Source organism: Flavobacterium sp. NRK1 (assembly GCF_024054175.1).
Classification (GTDB): domain Bacteria; phylum Bacteroidota; class Bacteroidia; order Flavobacteriales; family Flavobacteriaceae; genus Flavobacterium.
On the sequence record NZ_JAMXLA010000001.1, the window covers coordinates 2771829 to 2790515 of the forward strand.

General features: G+C 39.1%; 13 protein-coding genes. 4 read left to right on the plus strand and 9 right to left on the minus strand.

The window, feature by feature from the left end:
* Positions 1-8: 8 nt before the first annotated feature.
* The 7 genes from NHE85_RS12715 to NHE85_RS12745 form a co-directional block, all read right to left on the minus strand.
* Positions 9-1244, minus strand: coding sequence for a restriction endonuclease subunit S (locus NHE85_RS12715; protein WP_252812467.1), 1236 nt, complete (start codon positions 1242-1244; stop codon positions 9-11).
* Positions 1231-3030, minus strand: a complete 1800-nt coding sequence (locus NHE85_RS12720; RefSeq protein ID WP_252812468.1) for a DUF262 domain-containing protein — start codon at positions 3028-3030, stop codon at positions 1231-1233. The genes NHE85_RS12715 and NHE85_RS12720 overlap by 14 nt, the downstream gene beginning before the upstream one ends.
* A gap of 2 nt (positions 3031-3032) precedes the next feature.
* Positions 3033-5381 carry a class I SAM-dependent DNA methyltransferase gene (locus tag NHE85_RS12725; RefSeq protein WP_252812470.1) on the minus strand — a complete coding sequence of 783 codons (2349 nt, stop codon included), beginning with the start codon at positions 5379-5381 and terminating at the stop codon, positions 3033-3035.
* A 216-nt stretch (positions 5382-5597) separates the two neighbouring features.
* On the minus strand, positions 5598-7163 hold the full coding sequence (locus NHE85_RS12730; protein WP_252812472.1) for a tetratricopeptide repeat protein: 1566 nt from the start codon (positions 7161-7163) through the stop codon (positions 5598-5600).
* Positions 7153-10119 (minus strand): hypothetical protein, encoded by a 2967-nt coding sequence (locus tag NHE85_RS12735; protein ID WP_252812474.1) that lies wholly within the window; start codon positions 10117-10119, stop codon positions 7153-7155. Before NHE85_RS12735 ends, NHE85_RS12730 begins: the two co-directional genes overlap by 11 nt.
* 302 nt (positions 10120-10421) lie before the next feature.
* Entirely contained in the window at positions 10422-11672 is a 1251-nt protein-coding gene (locus NHE85_RS12740) for a relaxase/mobilization nuclease domain-containing protein (protein ID WP_252812475.1), read from the minus strand.
* The gene (locus tag NHE85_RS12745; protein WP_252812477.1) at positions 11660-12010 is read right to left on the minus strand and encodes a plasmid mobilization relaxosome protein MobC; all 351 of its coding nucleotides are present in this window, start codon (positions 12008-12010) and stop codon (positions 11660-11662) included. Before NHE85_RS12745 ends, NHE85_RS12740 begins: the two co-directional genes overlap by 13 nt.
* 314 nt (positions 12011-12324) lie before the next feature.
* Between NHE85_RS12745 and NHE85_RS12750 the strand changes: the two genes are divergently transcribed.
* The 4 genes from NHE85_RS12750 (at position 12325) to NHE85_RS12765 (ending at position 14621) form a co-directional block, all read left to right on the plus strand.
* A complete protein-coding gene (locus NHE85_RS12750) occupies positions 12325-12612 on the plus strand; it encodes a hypothetical protein (RefSeq protein ID WP_252812478.1) in 288 nt (95 codons plus the stop codon).
* On the plus strand, positions 12596-13198 hold the full coding sequence (locus tag NHE85_RS12755) for a DoxX family protein (protein WP_252812480.1): 603 nt from the start codon (positions 12596-12598) through the stop codon (positions 13196-13198). The genes NHE85_RS12750 and NHE85_RS12755 overlap by 17 nt, the downstream gene beginning before the upstream one ends.
* Positions 13195-14268, plus strand: a complete 1074-nt coding sequence (locus NHE85_RS12760; protein ID WP_252812482.1) for a hypothetical protein — start codon at positions 13195-13197, stop codon at positions 14266-14268. The genes NHE85_RS12755 and NHE85_RS12760 overlap by 4 nt, the downstream gene beginning before the upstream one ends.
* A 71-nt stretch (positions 14269-14339) precedes the next feature.
* Complete coding sequence (locus NHE85_RS12765; RefSeq protein WP_252812483.1) at positions 14340-14621, plus strand: hypothetical protein; 282 nt, start codon at positions 14340-14342, stop codon at positions 14619-14621.
* A gap of 53 nt (positions 14622-14674) precedes the next feature.
* On the opposite strand, the gene NHE85_RS12770 is transcribed toward NHE85_RS12765, so the two are convergent.
* A complete protein-coding gene (locus tag NHE85_RS12770; RefSeq protein WP_252812485.1) occupies positions 14675-17293 on the minus strand; it encodes a prolyl oligopeptidase family serine peptidase in 2619 nt (872 codons plus the stop codon).
* Positions 17293-18684 carry a RagB/SusD family nutrient uptake outer membrane protein gene (locus NHE85_RS12775; RefSeq protein ID WP_252812488.1) on the minus strand — a complete coding sequence of 464 codons (1392 nt, stop codon included), beginning with the start codon at positions 18682-18684 and terminating at the stop codon, positions 17293-17295. Before NHE85_RS12775 ends, NHE85_RS12770 begins: the two co-directional genes overlap by 1 nt.
* Positions 18685-18687 lie beyond the last annotated feature (3 nt).

Sequence of the window (18687 nt, forward strand, 5' to 3'; positions counted from 1 at the left end):
TTTAAAAACTAACAAACTTTTACCTTACCTGTTACCACCGAATCTATCAAACTCATTTTATACTCTTTTAATTTTTCTATTTCCTGTTCTTTTATGGAAACCACTTCGTCAATTTTTGAAGATTGAGTTTCAATATGGGAAACAATTGCTTGTTGCTCGACTATTGTAGGATACGGTAAAAAAATATTCCCAATCCACTCAGCATTAGCTCGAGGCATCTTCGCACCGTATGTTGATGAATCAACAAAATTTATGAAATCATTACTTAATAATACTTTCTGATAAAAGTTATTAAAAGGTGAATAATAAACAATGAATTCAGTAGAGCATATTCCTTCAAATTTTGCCAAATATACTTTAGCAAGGTATGGTCTCAATTTCCCAAATAGTATATCTCCTTTTTCAAAATAATTTGATAGTCCTTCGACGTCAGATAAAGTTTCAATATATTTTCCACTTTGAGACTGAATGTTTTCCATGCCAACATATTTAAAATCGGAATTTTTGCTTAAAATTTTAGTGTTTCTGATTTTCAAGATATACTTCAACCTCTTAACTTCCCAATGCTCCGGAATTTCTCCTATCCATTCCACACGCGAGTCTTTGTATTTAACCTTCTTATCCAAACCTTTGGTTACCGCATCCCGAATAATAATTTGTTTGCGTTCTTTCAGTAAAGCGATTTGTTGCTCTTTAATAGCAATGGCCTGGTTTATTTTCGCGGTTTTTTCGTCTAAGAAGTTAGCAATAGCGGTTTGTTCTTCTAAAACTGGGACTGGCAAAAAAGAATATGATAATTCGGGATAGCTAATATTTTTCCCTTCCCTAATTCCAACAATACTAGTTTGTAATTCCGAAATAAAGGAAAAAGATTTAAATAGGTATTTGTAATAATTATCAGCTATCTTTCTTTTAGTTTTGAGTACAGTATACGCCGGACTAATTATCCCATCGTGATAACAGTATTCTAGGCCCCCTTCAAAAGATCTTAGACTAATAGCAAAATCTCCTTTTTTAATGAATTTAAAGGACTCTAAAGCACCGGACGGCATAACCATTCTGTTTTCTACCCAACTTCTTGGAACTACACCTTGATTTTGAGTTACAGACAACAATTCTTCGTTAGGTTTATTTTTTTCCGAATGATCTTTAAATAAGTGTTTCATCCTAATGCACTCCCAATGCTCCGGAATTTCTCCTAACCATTCTACTCCCGAATCTTTGTAGCCACTATAAGCTTTCATAATACATTTTTATTTTAGTAGCTATTAATTCCTTTCTTCTTCGCAGAAACTCTTCATAATTATGATGCTCTCCATCATTTAATAGTAGAGGTATATCATTTAATCGGAAATTTTCCAACAAGCTGCTTTGGTCGTCTATGGAACTAAAGTCGTTTTTCCCTGCATTTATTTGGTCAAAGACCAACTTCATATAATCAACCGGTGCTTTAGCTCCAATCTTAATATTGGTAGCCTGTTCAGTAAATACAAAATTGGCAACCTGGTTGTATTCTTTAGGCGCTTTTCCGAATTTGGTCAAATATTGTTTAGGATATAAATGATGTATGTCTCCTCGTTGAGTTATTAGACTATTAATCGTCATGCTTTTTGAAAGAAATGCCGTTGTATTAAAATAACATTGGGCTGATAGGTAAACATTAAAAGAATTGTTATTTGTGCTTGAGGATTCTAAATTATCTACTAAACCATATTTCCAATAGCCATCACTTAGATGTGTTTGCTCCATCAGACTTAGATAAGCTGCAATTCCTTTTTCGTTAATTTGTTTTATGTCATCATCTAAAACAGATTCTACCGAACCTGAATAACGTGCAGTGAGTAGAGAAAATACCAGCCAACGTTTGATGTATTTTTGTATTTCTGTTTCTGGCATACGAAGAAAACGGAGATGCAGATACAGAGCATAGGCAAAATTTAAGCTGTTTCTTGAAGCAATAAGTTTTGAATCAATAAACCCGGCAGATTGCACAATCATAATAAACCTCTGATAGTTGGTTTGGCTTACAAAAGCTAACAATCCTTCCTCTAAATCAGAAAAACTTTTTGTTGCAATTTCTTCTTCAAAATCTCTTGTAATAAAATTTCTACCAGAAAGTAACGCGACCAAATCACTAAATTTACCTCTTTGAAACTTATAAGTAAAAGCAACGCGTAACATGTCTACATAATCGGGTTTATAAAGATTGTCTTGTTCACGCGCCATCCATTTTATAGCATTGTAATAAGCGTGCTCTGAAAATATCTTATCGTTATCGACAATGTGTTTATTAAAATCTTTGTCAACGATTAATCTACAGAAGTAGTCAATCATTTTTCGCATACGGTTACCTCCATGTTCTTCGTCTGCAGCAATTTTACTCATCACAAAGTCGGCGTTGCTTAATACAACTCCTTTTTGATTGATACGAATAAAAATTTCAGTCACTGTATTAATATCAAGTGAATGGTCAAGTTCTATAATACCCACCATTTTATTTTTGATACGTTTCAGATTTTCTAATCTTTCTTCTATTAGTTCTTCGGTGACAGCTGGATTATCTTCGTTCGCTTTTAAATATTCACGTATCGCTCTGGAAATCGTTATTTCGTCATTAATAATAGGATTGATGGAATTAATCCATTTAGAATCATTTTCATGCACTTTGTTTAAAACGTCAAATTCTTCATCAATTGGATTAAAAGCGATTTTAATATTAATTTCTTTATAATTGTCATTTAAAACTCTTAGCCCAACAATTGCAGCGGTTAAAGCTGTAATACGTTGCTGACCGTCAATCAACACTTTTTTGTTTCTTGATACGGAACCATCCTTAAGTTTTACGGTTGGGTTTTGCCAGGTAATAATATAACCCACCGGGTAGCCCTTATACAAAGAATCTATCAAATCTCTTACTTTTGTGGCTTTCCATACAAATGGGCGTTGTATTTCAGGAATTGCAATTTCACCTGACTTGATCCATGATAACAATGTTTCCACAGGATGTTGTAATACACTATATTTTGCCATAGTTAAAAGTTTAATATTTCATGAATTAAACCATCGCTTTGTTTTTCAAGTTCTAAAATATCGGCAGTTACTTCTTCTAAAGAACGTAATGCCTTGTGCTGGTAGAAGTATTTATTAAATGAGATTTCGTAACCTATTTTGGTAGCTTCAAGGTTAATCCAGGCTTCGGCTACATGGGGTTGCACTTCTTTTAAGAAATATTCATAGATGTTTTCTTTAAGCGGTACGTTTTCAGTATCGCGTAAATCGCTGTCGGTCTCATAGGTAATAAATTCACCTTTTTTAGCAGTTGGGTAATAGCCATAATTTGGCAAGTCCTCTACAGCACAGTCTAATTGGTAAAGCAATTGATCAAGCTTTTCACCCGAAAATTTAATGGTAGATTTTATTACTTTCTCGGCGATCTCATCGTACCAGCTTACAACATTTAAAATTTGGTTTTTCTCTGTAGCACTTAGTTTAATTTTCTCTTTCTTTAAAACGTCATCAACCTCAGTCTTAAATATATTAAAATCATTGTACTCTTGGTCTCCCAGCTTATTAAGCAATACGGTAGCAGTTTCTAATATAGCTAATTGTTTGGTCCAGGTATCTTTCTTTAAAAGCGTTTCTTCCTGTTTTTTATTCAGCTCAAAACCTTCTTTTTCAGCCCAGTCTAAAATTTCTTTTTTGTTAGCTTTTAAATCCTCATATACTCTCTCACCATATTTAGTGTAGACTTGTTGCATTACGTCTTTTAGACCTTTATCAAAACGCAAATCGGCAATTCGTTCCGCTGTAAATTGGGCTTTTAAACGTTTCGGTCGTTCTATAGTAACTTTGTAATACCCAAAATCGGCATTATCAAATACTTTTGAAGCGATGCTATCTTCGGTAGTTCTTTCTACCGCAGCCAGCGCTGTGTAGTTTTTTACAATGTCAGTAATATGCTCTGGCGCTAGCTCACAGTTTTTGTTTCCTAAGTTCTTGCGCAGTTTCCGGTACATTTGTCCGGCATCTATAAGTTGCACTTTCCCTTTACGGTTAGCGGCTTTGTTATTTGATAAGATCCAGATATAGGTAGTAATACCGGTATTGTAAAACAAGTTGTTCGGCAACTGCACAATGGCTTCTAACCAATCGTTTTCAATAATATGTCGACGGATGTTACTTTCGCCACCTCCGGCATCACCTGTAAATAACGAACTTCCGTTATGAACAGAAGCTATACGAGAACCTAGGTTGTTCTTTGAAAGGGGTTTCATTTTGTTTACCATTTCCATTAAGAATAACAACTGCCCATCCGAAGAACGGGGAGTAGCATCAGCCTCTTCCTCAATGCCCCAATAGTTTTTTAATCTTACTTTAAAACGGGAATCAATAACCTCTTTTCCGTCTTTAATATATTTCTGCTCACTTGCCCATGACTTACCATAAGGCGGGTTAGACAGCATAAAATCGAAATACTGCCCGGCAAATTCATCGGTCGATAAAGTAGAGCCTACGCGGATGTTCTCAGGATTGTTTCCTTTAATCATCATATCTGATTTACAGATAGCGTAGGTTTCATCGTTAATCTCCTTTCCAAACAAATACACATCAGAATTAACGGCTTTAATTTCTCCGTCCGGATCTACAATGAAGTTTTGCGACTCGGTTAACATACCACCACTACCACAGGCCGGATCATAAATAGTCATCACCGGTGGTAAATTGTTTTTTATGGGATCGAAAATAATGTGCGTCATCAAGTCGATTACCTCACGTGGGGTAAAGTGTTCTCCGGCCTCTTCGTTGTTTTCTTCGTTGAACTTACGAATCAATTCTTCGAAAACATATCCCATTCCTAAGTTGGTCAGTGCCGGTAACTTTTTACCATTAGAATCTAATTTTTCGAAAGGCGTAAGGTTTATATCTGGAGAAGTAAATTTGCCCAGCACATCATATAACACATCTTTCCCAGCCATGTGGCGGATTTGGGATTTTAAATTAAACTTCTCAATGATTTCTTTTACATTAAAACTAAACCCATTCAGGTAGTCTTCGAAATTAGCTAATAACAGCTGCTGGCTATTCGTGGTAGTATTGTGTAATCTTTGTAAAGTCCACTCGCTGGAATTGTAAAACACATAACCCGTTACATCAGTAAAACCTTTGTCATCCCACTCGGTAAATCCTGCTTCATCACGCTGAAAGGCTAATTCTTCTAATACGGCTTCTTTAGTATGTTCCAATAAAGCATCCAAGCGACGCAAAACTATCATAGGTAAAATAACATCGCGATATTTACCTCGGTTGTAAACATCTCGCAAACAGTCGTCTGCAATTGACCAAATGAAAGAAACTAATTTATTGTGTACGGTATGATCCATTATCGTGTAAAATCTATTAAGATTCCAAATATAAGGTTTTGCGGATGATTAAATTATAGGTGTTTTTAGGGATGAAAGTTGTATTTTTAATAACACCGATTTATTATGTTTAGCAAGACTATCTCTTCTTAGTATTGTAGGTTTTACTTTTTTTGTAAAATTAAAAATGTAGAAATACCGAATTTCAACAAGACACTCCTTTTATAGCAAAGAGGTTTAACCTAATATTTTTTTAATTCTTATTCGTTCCTTTTTATTATCCTTCCCTGGTAAAATTTCAAATAGCACTTTTATTCCAACTTGGATTTGGGAAATTGACTGATAACTTGGATTTACCGAAAAATAATGTTCTCTTCCTTTACATTTTATGAAGCCAACTTTTCCGCGTTCGTTGTCGTGTAAAATTTTCACTATTTCGCCTTCAGCTTGGCCTGTTTGTGAATGCTGATTTTCAGAGTCATTTTTTTGCGGAATATTCAATATTTCTATATGTTCAGCAATGTCTTTACCGTCAAAATTTTTCATTGAATAAAACGCAACGCTTACTCCTTTTAGATTGTCTATTGATTTAAGTTTTTTTACTAATCCCTTTTTAAGAAAACCTATAACACTTCCGGTTGAATCTTTTATTCTACCACCTTTACCATTTGGATAAATTGAAATTACGATACCGTTGGATTTTTGTTTATTACCGTATCTCTCATTTTGCCAAAATATTCTTGCTCGTTTTATTACTTCACCGACAGGCAATATAGTTGTTTTGTCAATTTTATAATATGCAAACAACTTGTTGTATTCAGCTTTTTCATTCCATTCCTGTTCCTTTAAAATGGACGCAATGAGTTCTGCAAGTATTTTCCCCTCGCTTGCTCGATCAAGTTTAAAAAGAATACGTGCTTGAAGAAGATATAATCCAATTAAAAAATGGGGTTCATTTCCATGGAATGCGGAATCAACAGCATACTTCCATGCTTTCTCAAAATTTCCTTGTTCATAATATACTTCGGATATATCTCGATACAAAAACCACTTGTCGTTACCTGCTTTACTCTCTAAAAGTTCTTTAAATAATTCCTCACTTTTTTCATGATTTCCAAGTCCATCCTCCGACAGAGCTATTCTCATCTTAAACCATAAGTCATTATTATAATGAAACTTCTCTATTAGTTCAAGACCTTTATTACAATACTCTATGCAAGCTTCAAATTCTGTAAGTTTTAAGAGAGCCTTGGTTTTGAGTGCAAAAAATTTTTCGAGGTCGGACGACAATTCAACATCTCCCCGTTCCTGTGTTTCTATAATTTTAGGCTTATTAGACAAAATGTTGTAGTCTAATCCTGAAAGCAACTCATTAATTTTTTTAGCGTTAAAAATATTTTCTGCATGTGCATCGCACAGCTTTAATGTTGAAATTGTGGTGGGACAGGGAAAAGTGTCATCCCCTCTCAAATTCTTTTGAGGAGCAAGATTTGTAAGACCTTCAATGAGCTTTTCGTTTTCCAATATTTCAGTTCTGCTTTTCCCTTTTATACATCGATCAAAAATTAGCCATCCGTATAGGTTACCAACCTTATCGCCGGCGAACTTTTCGGCGAGCTCATTTGCCCAACCTAAATTTGGAGAATTTGCAGCTCTCATTGCTTTCATGGAATAGAAAGCATCCCAAGCATTAAATTGATCAGAATAGGTTTCCCAAAGTTCTAGATAAAGCTTCAAAGCCTCATCAGGATTTGTGCCTAGCATTGCCTTCGCTTTTGCTTCAAAGTCACGTTTAGTTTCCATCGATGAGCCATTTTTTAAGATTTTGTCCTAATTTTTCATTGGACTTTTCTAAAATATTGAATTGACTTATAAAGCCATCATTGCGATACCACACTCGGAACTTAGCCTTTGCTTCACCTGATATTGCTTTGAATATATCTTGATTATTATGAGTTTCAACTATGGTCAAATTAAATCCTTTTTCGGTTAGTATTCTTTTCCATTTTTCATAAACCTTTCCTCTGAAGTCGGTTGGGAAACTCGACTGTTTCTCACTTTTAATTTCACTTGCTGAATGAAATAATACATCTATACATTCGTTGATCTTAGTCTCATTTTCACCTTCGCTTCTCTCAATTCTAATTGATGAAACTACCCAATTGTCTTTAGCACCTTTGTTGTTGATCGCAATAGTTAAATGCTTATTTATACTTGTTGGAGTTGAAAAATTTACCTTAGTCAGGTAATCACCGCTTACATTCACAGATTCTAGAAGATATCCTAATGATTCTAGTAGTTTTGTTAATTCGCAGATACTACCTATAATATTGTAGTTTAATAATGTTTCTGGTATCTTTTCTACAAATCTTTCTTCTACTTTGTAATCCTTAAATGACAAATGTTTCTTTTTGGTATTTGATGTTTCAATATCAGTTACGGTCGTATCTTCGAAATGAACTTCAATTAATGGGTGAAGGATTTGAGGATTAGCAAGTCGCAAATTACCTGATGTTGTTGTAATGGCTGAATATAACCAGCGATAATATTCTGCATTACTAGTTCCCCTGTTTTCACCTTGATATGCATTAAGAATAGAATTTGTAAAAGTTGAACCAATACATTTGTGAACAGTAAGCGACCATCCGTAATTTGCGTGAACAGCATTGACAAAAGGGTCTGTCTGTGTAATGTTAGATAGTATTCTATTTTTGAATTTATTTTTGAATTTACTTTCTATTTTTTTTACTTCTCTTTGCTTTTGGTCCAATTTTGTTTTAACTTTTTCTCCGGATTCATATTTAGCCTTTAAATCTTTCTCTTCAGAAAGTAGAAATTTATATTCTTTGTCTTGTGTAAGCAGGATATGTTCGTATGAACCTTCAAAGGTATGCTCCTTCATTTTGGTTGCAACAAGCATATTTACAAAAACACGAAAAGCAATTTGTTCTTCTTTTGAAAGCTTGTCTTCACTTTGAAAATAATTGTTCAATAACCAAACTTCGGCCGTTAATTTGTTTTGAATGCTAAGGCATTTTACCTTAACCTTTGTAAAATTTAATAATATCGGTGATATACTTTGTCTAAGCGGAATAGTTTTGGTCAAAGACTGTCCAACTTCTTCAACGAGTAGAAACATGCCGTTGTATAATTTGGTTGGCTGTCCAAAGCCAGTTTCATCTGGTATGTTTATGTTATTATTTACTAATAGTAAATCATTCTTGGCTAATTCCTTTCCATTTTTAATACAATTGGTTTTGATCCAATGATTAATTTTCTTAGCATCTTTATTTGAATATACCATAACAGTATTAGTTGGCTCAGAGTCAAATGGAGCAGAAAACCATTCTGTTAAGTAATGAGGTATATCATCTTTGTTTATCTGCAGAAGGTCATCAGCTTTCCATGTATATTCAAGTTCATTAAATAGTTTATTCTCAATGCTAGTCGCAAGATGACTTCTTAAACCTACTTTTCCGTCAATCTCATTTAACAATGGTTGTTGTCTATAACAACTTATTTGTCCGTCGTGCAATTCTGCCAATGCCCTCAAATTAATTGCAGATTCAGTATCTTTACCATATGTCAATGAATATGGGTCGCCAACGCAAATAAGTTTTCTTTTAGTTGTGCCAAGACTCAAAAACTTTAACAAATCTTCAAGCAATCTTCCAGAACCAAACCGCAACAATTCCGATTGATGCAGGCTTCTTGACACCAAATGTGCTTCGTGCAATATGATTACTGCCGACTGATCTACTGAATCATCGGAACGAATAGGAATCACTTCTTGCAATTGTTCTTCGTACAGTTTATCTTGTTGCTCAACATTTTCGGTTTCAAGTGTCTTTGGAGCACCACCATAAATGGTATTGAACAAACTTTGAAGTTCAACCCCTAACCGTAAAGAACATTTCCTTCCAATACGGGCGGAGTGGATCCATGTTTCAGTTTGTGGAATATTGAAATCTAAAGCCTCCGATAAAATATATTGTACCCAACTATCTCGATCCTTAACTGACATAGACTCAAGAACTAAAATATTACTTGTATCAGTTCTTAGAAAATCAGAAATTGCCGCTTCTACATTTTCATCTATCTTGACTGTTCGTTCTACAAGTGATTTAGCCCTTGGAAACTCGATATGCTCTAACCATTCTTCTGCATTGAAAATCCTTGATAAAGCATCTGCTGTTTCTTTCGAAAAAGTATTGTCGCTGGAATAGTCATAAAGAAATGTTCCTAAGTCCGATTCCTGTGTTACTTTGTAAAACGGAATTTCTTTAGGAACACTATTTTCGATTACTAAAGGTCCAGAAAATATATTTAATGCACATGTCTTGTTTTCCTGTATCAGGTTCAATAGTTGAATTTCGGAACGGGCGATCTCTTTAAATGCTTCACGATAGGAATTAAGCTGTTTGAATGGATTGATGAATTTGTTGCCGGCTTTTACAAGAGTTCGCTTTTTGTCATCATCAGATTCAGTATACCATTGCGATATTTCAAAATTATCTTTATCACTAGGCAGTTTAAGTGTCCCACCATAAACTTTAAAGTCAATAATGATAAAACCGTGATTATAAAGTAGAATTGCATCAGCACGAAAGCGAGAATAAATATCATTAAATGGATTTCCAATTAAAAGACCAGTCCAGCCTTTCTGCTTGAATAGTATTTTCAATGAAGAAGCTACTCGGCGAAACTGTTCGTTTTCGTGAGTGTGGTTTGCTCTGTTATGTCTTACAATTAATGCCATATTTTTTTAGTGCGTTGTGTTAATTTGGCTTTTTTGATTCGCGTATGACTCACTTACGAATTGTCCAAACATCAAAACTTTAAATATGTGAGAGGCTTTTCTAATTGGCTTATTTCTATTCGTTCTTTCTGTCACTTGTCAGAGCTGCTGGTCACCATCGGATGAGATAAATTGTTATATTTTACTCAACGCTTAATCAACTAAATTAACAAAATTTTTAGTTATTGCCGTAGGTAAAAATACTTGATTTTATTTTTTAAAAAAATACCTAAAAACGAATGTATTTATATAATCCAAATCAATTATAAACCTCTACGCAGACGTCTCTTCTTTATAAACTCCTTGGCTACATACTCATAATCATTTTCAGCTTTCATCAATAAATCCAGAAACTTAGGCAGTTCATTAAAATGGAGCATGCTCTTATTTTCTTCAAGGATTTCAATTAATTCCTGTTTTGAGAAAGCTATTTTTTCACCTTCAGCGGTGGTTTTAATTTGGTTTGCATTGCACTTTTCCTGAAGTCCTTTTACGCTGTATTCCTTGCCAATACTGCTACCATTAAAAACACAATGATTTTTGTGGTCTACGAAGGTTATACCATACACTAATCCGTCCGTATTCTTTCTAATTACCGTATCAATACCTTCTTTTTCAATTGCTTTTATAAGTTGTGGCAGCATAATAATATTAGACCTGAAAAATGCTTGGTCAATAGCCCTTTTTATATGGATTTTATAATCTGGTCGTACAGTTTCATTCCGCTTAAATAGCGTTTCAAGCCGCTTTAAATTTGGATTTGCGTATAACCTGCTGGCCTTAATCGGCACACCAACCGGATTTCCTTTAGCATCAAGAATATGATAAAGCAATCCGTTATGTTTGGCGAGCCTTGAATTTTCCGTTCCTCTATCAGCGGTTATGTTATACAATTTTAGTACTGCATTTAACTCCGGCAGGCTGGTGTAACGGTAATTGTTTATCACATACATCAAGGTACTCTCAATAGCTTTTTTAGTTTCTGCTTTGCCGTATTGTACTTTGGCTGAAACAGGATCAGGTCTGTAGAATATTTTTTTATGGTCTTCGGCTTTCACCAGGTTAAAACGTTGCTCGATTTCCTTACGTGCCGGTTCTGACTTATCCTTACCGATATTGTTCATGGAGATACGCTTACCTGTAGCCTGGACGTTAATGGTAGCAATATGCAAATGAGGATGCCCTGCATCATGATGTTGGTAGATTAAGTAAGGCTGCTGACCAAAACCTATTTTACCCATATAAGTTTCTGCAATCTCCAATAGCTTTTCTTTGGGCAGGTTTGCTTCGCTCGGGTCAAAGTTCAGGGAGATGTGAACGGTGTTGCGTTTCACGTTTTCATTAAGCTGCACCTGGCGTTGCATGAGGTTCAATTTGATCGCATAGGATAGCCTGTCGGCATCCAGTGGGTAATTGTGCTGGCCGATGCATTGGGCTTTGCCTTCTTTGACCTTGTTTTCGTTGTAATTGAGCATCCCTCTTATTGAATGTCCGGTCTTGATTACCGCAACCATTTTTCTGCCAGTTTTTGAAGTTCGTTTTTTATTTCTTCCATCTTTCTTGTAACAGCATCACGTTGCATCATAATAAGTCCTAATGTTTCTGAAAAACGGGCATATTGAAAAGATGTATTAATCCTTTTCACCAGCTGGTTAAAATTGCTTCCAATAGCATTCAATTCAAAGTTCATCTCGCTCATTTTGACAATCAAATCATCGGTAGCGGCATCCCTTGTAACGGTAGTTATTGGCTTGTCAAAAAGACAACGCCTTACATAGTCGCTCAGTTTGTTGCAAGTAGTGTTTTTTAGTCGGTTCTCAAGGGTCGTAAATTCCTTGTCGGTCAAGCGCACATAGATGCGCTTTTTGCGGTTGTTGTTTTCAGTCTCCATAGTATCCTCTTCATTATCATTTCAGCTTTGCAAACATTGTAGCAGTCCACCGCCCACGACTTCGGAGTAAGGGCGCAAGATAGACCGTTGTCCGACAACGGGACATCTTGCCATTGCCGCAGACAAGGCAATCACCTCTAAATACATTTAACGCTATCAACGAAAATAAGCCGATACAGAAAATAAAACAATCATGGGCAAATTTTGATTATGTTAGTTCAATACCCTCTTTCTAAATTTGTTTTTTCAGATGTCTAATTAAAAACCAAAAACGTATGCTGACAACAAATGAAGTGGGGCAGGTATTTGATACCATCTTAAGCAGCCCCGGAATGAATGATGCGGTACGAATCGACATGCGCATTTCAAGAAAAAATGTATTACTAATGACGCATGTCATTGAGTATGGACTTACTGAAAAAGGGGAGGGCAGTACCAGTCTTTTTGCCACAGCTTCCAAGGAAGCCCGTCAGGAGCTCATAGACATTTCCAATGAATTCCTTGAGAAGGCCGCACTGAGCGAACTCAGCGAAAAACTAAAGGCCCTTGCCACCTCAAAATGACTTTAGAACAGCTGCATTAGGCAGCTGTTCTGTATTTTATAATTGCCTGTTTTTTACAATTTTTGGACAGCTTTCTGCAATTAATCTTTATCAGGGCGTGAGTAATTTAGTCGGACAGTTTAATGTATATGTAACCAAATTCAAAATAAGCATGATACCCTGCAGAAAACTAAGCCTTACCATAATCACTACCTTATATATTTTATTATTTGTATATGCAGCGGTTAGTAAACTGCTGGATTTTCAAGATTTCCGTATACAGTTAGGACAATCCCCACTGCTCAGTGCATTCGCAGGATGGCTCTGGTGGCTCGTACCGCTTCTGGAACTTACAATTTCGTTCCTGTTGGCAACCGGTCTTGCCAGGACAATTGCACTGTTTGCAGCTTACACTTTAATGGTGATGTTCACCGCCTATATTTATATAATGATTAACTACAGCTCCTATACACCCTGTTCTTGCGGAGGTGTCCTCGAAAAATTAAGCTGGAAGTCCCATCTTATATTCAACCTTTGTTTTACCGCCTTAGGTCTGGTTGGTATCGCTCTTATACCAAAATCCATAGAATCTAAATCAACCTTATGAAATCAAAAACTAAATTTATGGCCGTGCTGCTGTGTTCCCTATTCGCAATCGGATCAGTACTTTTTCTCTTCCAATGGTCCGAAACAATCATGCATGCGGACAATCCTTTTATCCGTCGTTATGTTATGGGATGCATGAAGCTTCATCAGATTGACCTTAAGTATAATTCCTATTACTTTGCCGGTTCTTCAAAAAATAAGGTCTTCCTGGGCAACAGTGTCGGTCCACTTCATGTTACAACTGTGGATTCGGCATTATTGAAAAAGTCCAGTTTCAAACTTGAGCCTGATCGTATGGATCTTCCCTTTACTTCACCCGTACTGTCTGTTAAACCTCCACATCTCTACTTTATTGACGGCGGTATTCCCGCTGTTTTTAAAGGCAGGCTGGACTCGCCAAAAGTTACACTATGCTGGAAGGGTACAAATCGTTTTTCCCAGCCACAGGTGCTAAATCAAAATACCCTGGCATGCAGGACTATCGATCCCGAGAGCAGGAACAGTGAACTGGCCTTGGTTCACTTCGGAGCCCGACCGCGATTCGAGGTACACCGAGACCTGCTGCAGAAACAGGTGGATGGGCTCTTTGATTCCGATGGCAGCCTAAATTTCAGCAGCCAATCGGCAAATGTGATTTATACTTATCTCTACCGTAACATATTTATTGTTGCTGATACCGCTCTGAAACTTCGCTACAGAGGAAGGACTATTGATACGACGACACATGCAAAAATAGAAGTTGCCCATCTTCCCGGCAGGGGTGAGTTGAAGCTATCCAGCCCTCCGAGGATTGTCAATCGTATGAGCGCCGTGGACCGTAACCTTTTATTTGTAGCTTCTTCCCTTATAGGAAGGTTTGAAGATCCGATGCTATGGAAGCAGGCTACTATAATTGATGTTTACGATACAGCAAATGACGACTATGTAGCGAGTTTTTATATTTATAATATTGATGGCAAAAGAGCCCGGGCCATAGCCGTGGACGAAGGCAGATTATATGCGCTGATCGGCACACAGCTTGTGTATTACCGGCTGGATGAGCTGATACGTAAACACTACCGGTCCCGTTAAATTTTACTGCAGTAGCAGGGGATGTCGAAAACCTGTAAATAGAGTAGACGCAATTATTAAATTATTAAATCATGAAAATTTTTTTAATGAAACAGATTATCCCGCTGGCTGCGTTCGGCGCAGCCGTGGCGGGTGCTTTTGGTACCGTAACAACTGAAGGTAAAGGTATGTTGCCTACACCGGTGGCGTCCTTTACAAAACTTAATCCTGCCGGTGCCTGTGGTTCCACTGAATATACCTGTGACCTGGATAATATCGGGCCTGTATGCCGTATCGGTGGAACGGGTGCACAGCTGTGGGGTAAAGATGCGAACGGTAATTGTCTTGTAGAGGTTCATATGGAGCCCAGATAGACTGTAGCCCATTACGAAAGAAGGCAGCTCCAGGGAGCTGCCTTTTTAATGTATTATCGGGGCCTGTTCGGTTTTATCCAAGATGGCTGCTGTTCATTTTTCAGGTAATAACCGAACCACTGTTCAACCTTTTCGGAAAGATCCTCTTGTTGTGCTGTGCCTGAAAGTGCGTGCCCCTGCTCAGGATAGACCAGGAGGATATGTTCTTTACCCACTCGCCTTAATGCCAGAAAAAATTCCATACTTTGGAAACGGTGCACCTGAGCGTCATTTTCTCCTGTCCAGGACAATAATGGAGTAGAGACCTTCTGCGCGTGATACACGGGTGAATTGGCTAAATAGCCGGGAAAATTATCAAAGAGGCTGCTACCCATCCGAAGTTGGCTGTATTCGTAGTGAAAGAAGTTTGGCTTCAGATAATTAGCAGAAGCATATAGGTAACTGCTCGGCAGGTCGGCTATGGCGGCACCAGCCACTGCAGCAGCAAACATGTCCGTTTGTGTAATTATAAAATCGGTTTCATAACCGCCAAAGGAGTGCCCGAGCAGGCCGACTGCCTTACTGTCCGCATATCCCAAATCGATTACATGCCGCGCTGCGGAGGTCACGCAATCGGCAGCTGAATACCCGGGACTTCCGATCTGATAAGCAATATCGGGCACCAGTACCAGATAGCCCTTGGTGGTAAAATTTGTGATATTGAATCCATTGCTGTTGCCGTACCCCGGATTAACGTAATCATGAACCCTACCAGACTGGTCTTCATAGATATAGACAATCATAGGGTAGCGGGTACCTTTCTTAAAACCGGCAGGATAGTACAGCGCTGCATCCATGGCTTTGCCTGTTGTATTACGGTACTCGATCAGCTCACTTTTGCCCCATAAAAAGTTGCAATGCTGGGGATTGCTCTTGAAAATATCCGTTTTCCTGGCCCCATCGGTGATAATCAATTTGGCAGGGGTATTGTAATCCTCCTCTGTGTATGCAATACAATTGCTCTCCTTCGCTTTTTGCATCCTGCCTATCCGGCGAGCTTTACTTATTTCAAAGAGGCATCCGGTTTTCAAACTGTATAAGCAGTATCCCGACCTTCCTCTTGAAGTGGTCCGCAACAAAAGTTCCCCGGCGCTTAACAGTGGGGCAGTGGCACCGTCGTAATTTCTTGTTATACCGGTTCCGTGACCATCATTTTCAACGCGATAGACCCTTTGCTGTTCCCTCCCGCGGGTAAGCCGTGCAACATGACGTAGTTTCGGGTCATACATCCACACATCGTAGCGGTCATAAAATAAAAAAGCCTTGTCGTCAGGCAGCCAACCGGCCATTCCCCAGGCTATCGGACCCGAGGTCAGGGCGGTATCGTCGCGCGTAAAATCCGTATTGATGGCGTCAGTAATAGTGCTTGTCGTGCCGCTATGGATATCGTAAAGCCACCAACGACCTTTCTGAAAGTAAGTGACATACCATGAACCCGGTGAGACCGTGATATTATTTCTTTCCGGGGAAAGTGCCGTGGTCATGATTTTTCTCTGCCCCGACTCTAAATTTAATATATAGTAGTCCCTTGGAGCAGTATATTTCCACTGCGGCTCATACTGCTCAGGATCGGACAGCAGTGCATAGCGACCTCCGCCGGCAAGCGCCACCTCAGAAAAAATAGTGTCGGTAACCCATTTAAAATCATTTTTTTCCGGCCGCCATACCGCAAGCCGCGAGAATTTAATACCACTGTCCGGCCTGCGCCGAACCGGATAAAGGTAGCTGTCTGCAGCATTCCATACCTGCACCTGTTTGGGATCATGGGCAGGGTTTTCTTTTGGAATAATACTGAAAAAAATGCGTTCTCCGTCCGGGGATACCTTCAGGCCTTGTCCCTTGGCTACCTGCCAGCCCTGCGGAAAGCCTGAGACTTCGTCGGGGTCAAAAGTGTCAAGGCGCCTCGTCTGTATATTGTACCGCTTCAGCTGCACCGAACCCCTGCCGTTTGCAGGCTGACAGGTAAAAGCCAGCGAACTTCCACCGGGTTGCCAGCTGATGTCATCATAGTCTGCCGGATTTCCCTCCGTAATACTATTTTCATAGCGATCGCTGCCAAGGTGTATGTACACCAATTTATTCTTTTTACCATCAGCCTTACTATATACTACACTATTCGATTCCCTATTGAAATTATAAGAAAATGCATCCCAGATTTTATGTACCCTGCCATTTCTAATATTTCTTATTCCCAAATAGTAACGATCACCTTCACTGGCGCTGTAAATCAAAAGGGCTGCCTTAGGGCTGTAGTCATATTTTACCACATCTGAAATTTCGAACCAGCCCTCGTCATGAAGGGAGGTTATCTTTAGCCTACCACCAGGGGAAAGGCAGCTAAAATAGTAGTTGCTAAGAAAACGGCCGTCCGATCCCCCTGGATAGGAGAGAAGTAAATTTTTTTTACTGTCTTTTACAAACAATGTGTCTCTTCCATTGGGATACTCCATGCTGAAAATTACATAACGCCCGTTATCGGATAAGGAACCAAGGCGAAGACTTCCCCAAAGTGCAAAGTCTTCTGTTTTCAGGATTTTTCCCGTTTCATGCTGCGCCAGTACAAAACAGGTTGCTGCCATCTCTATAAGTACAGCAAGCACTATTTTACAAATATATTTTCCAGATCTCATCATCAGTAACCGGGGTTTTGCGGTGCAAGATTCGGATTAAGGAGTAGCTCGGTCTCCGGCAATGGCAAGTTGGCATCTTCCGGATTCCAACCAGGCTTGGCAGCGCCGAGGACTTCATCGAGCCTGCCTGATCGTTTCAGGTCGTAAAACCGATGTCCTGCTTCGGCAAAAAGTTCGATGCGGCGCTCCCTGTAAATGGCCTCCAGCAGTGCATCCTTTGATACAGCATCCGAGGGCGGCAGCCCGGCCCTGTTGCGTATCCTGTCAAGATCTTCTTTTGCACCTACCAGTTCACCCTGCCTGGCCCTGGCTTCAGCCCGTATCAGGTAGAGCTCCGCCAATCGCAGCTGTACTGAATATTCGACACTGCTGGAAGTACTTGTCCTTTCCTTATACTTATAAGGGTAGTACCACGTCTGCCCGCCATCGCTAACTGATCCGACCCAATACTCTTTCCTGAGGTCACCCGGTTCAAAGGCATTCAGGAGTGACGCACTCAGGGCAACATCTGCAGGTGGGCCCGTGAGCAGGATAAAGGATGCCGCTTCGTTAGTGTTCCTCCCCGGCAGGGGCGGATAGTATTGCCAGATCGTAGCGGGGCTGTCCTTTTTAAAGACCTGGTCGATAGCTTCGACCCAAGTATAGAGAGCGGTAGCATTAATGACCTGTGAGGCCATATCTGAAGCCTCCGCCCAGTCCTTTTGGTATAGGTACATCCGCGCCATAATAGCCTGTATGGCAAAGCGGTTTGGGCGGGTACGGCCTGGGTCAGTGTATTCTGCAGGAACCCTTATGACAGCTGCCTGCAGGTCTTCAAGGGCTCTTGAGATAACCTGTGCCGCATCGGAGCGCCCTATGGCACTGTTTGCCTGATAATCGGTCGTGGTAACATAGGGTATGTTACCAAACGTTAAGGATAACTGGAAATGGAGATAACCCCTGATAAAAAGTGCCTCGCCGGCAATCCTGTCTTTTGCCTCCTTGGCTATGCTGCCGGAAGCTGACAGACCTTCCAGGATAGCATTGGCGGCATAGATCTGGTTGTATGCCTCTTTCCACCAGCTTGCCAAAACAGGATCGGCAGGCAAAAGGGCATTATTGTAGAAGTTTGCGGTAGAACTGACAGCGGGCCCGTAAAAAGCAAACTCATCAGCGTAGGCTCCCAGTTTCGTCGTTACTGACTGGCTGGTGCCGGTAAGCATCCCCCAGTCCCTCATACGAACATAAATATGCAGCAATGCCGCCTCTGCTGTGGCTGCATCTTCAAACACCGCATCCCTTGTCAGCTGGCCGGAAGGACGCTCCACTTCGGTAAAGTCATCACAAGCCGCTAATACTAACAATAATGCAGTACAACGGGTGATAAACAAAATTTTTTTTAGCAATTGTTTCATAGT

What these genes read in the sequence shown, in the direction of transcription:
- NHE85_RS12715 (WP_252812467.1), bottom strand. Translation starts at nt 1,244, where the DNA reads ATGAAAGCTTATAGTGGCTACAAAGATTCGGGAGTAGAATGGTTAGGA.
- NHE85_RS12720 (WP_252812468.1), bottom strand. Translation starts at nt 3,030, where the DNA reads ATGGCAAAATATAGTGTATTACAACATCCTGTGGAAACATTGTTATCA.
- NHE85_RS12725 (WP_252812470.1), bottom strand. Translation starts at nt 5,381, where the DNA reads ATGGATCATACCGTACACAATAAATTAGTTTCTTTCATTTGGTCAATT.
- NHE85_RS12730 (WP_252812472.1), bottom strand. Translation starts at nt 7,163, where the DNA reads ATGGAAACTAAACGTGACTTTGAAGCAAAAGCGAAGGCAATGCTAGGC.
- NHE85_RS12735 (WP_252812474.1), bottom strand. Translation starts at nt 10,119, where the DNA reads ATGGCATTAATTGTAAGACATAACAGAGCAAACCACACTCACGAAAAC.
- NHE85_RS12740 (WP_252812475.1), bottom strand. Translation starts at nt 11,672, where the DNA reads ATGGTTGCGGTAATCAAGACCGGACATTCAATAAGAGGGATGCTCAAT.
- NHE85_RS12750 (WP_252812478.1), top strand. Translation starts at nt 12,325, where the DNA reads ATGCTGACAACAAATGAAGTGGGGCAGGTATTTGATACCATCTTAAGC.
- NHE85_RS12760 (WP_252812482.1), top strand. Translation starts at nt 13,195, where the DNA reads ATGAAATCAAAAACTAAATTTATGGCCGTGCTGCTGTGTTCCCTATTC.
- NHE85_RS12765 (WP_252812483.1), top strand. Translation starts at nt 14,340, where the DNA reads ATGAAAATTTTTTTAATGAAACAGATTATCCCGCTGGCTGCGTTCGGC.
- NHE85_RS12770 (WP_252812485.1), bottom strand. Translation starts at nt 17,293, where the DNA reads ATGATGAGATCTGGAAAATATATTTGTAAAATAGTGCTTGCTGTACTT.
- NHE85_RS12775 (WP_252812488.1), bottom strand. Translation starts at nt 18,684, where the DNA reads ATGAAACAATTGCTAAAAAAAATTTTGTTTATCACCCGTTGTACTGCA.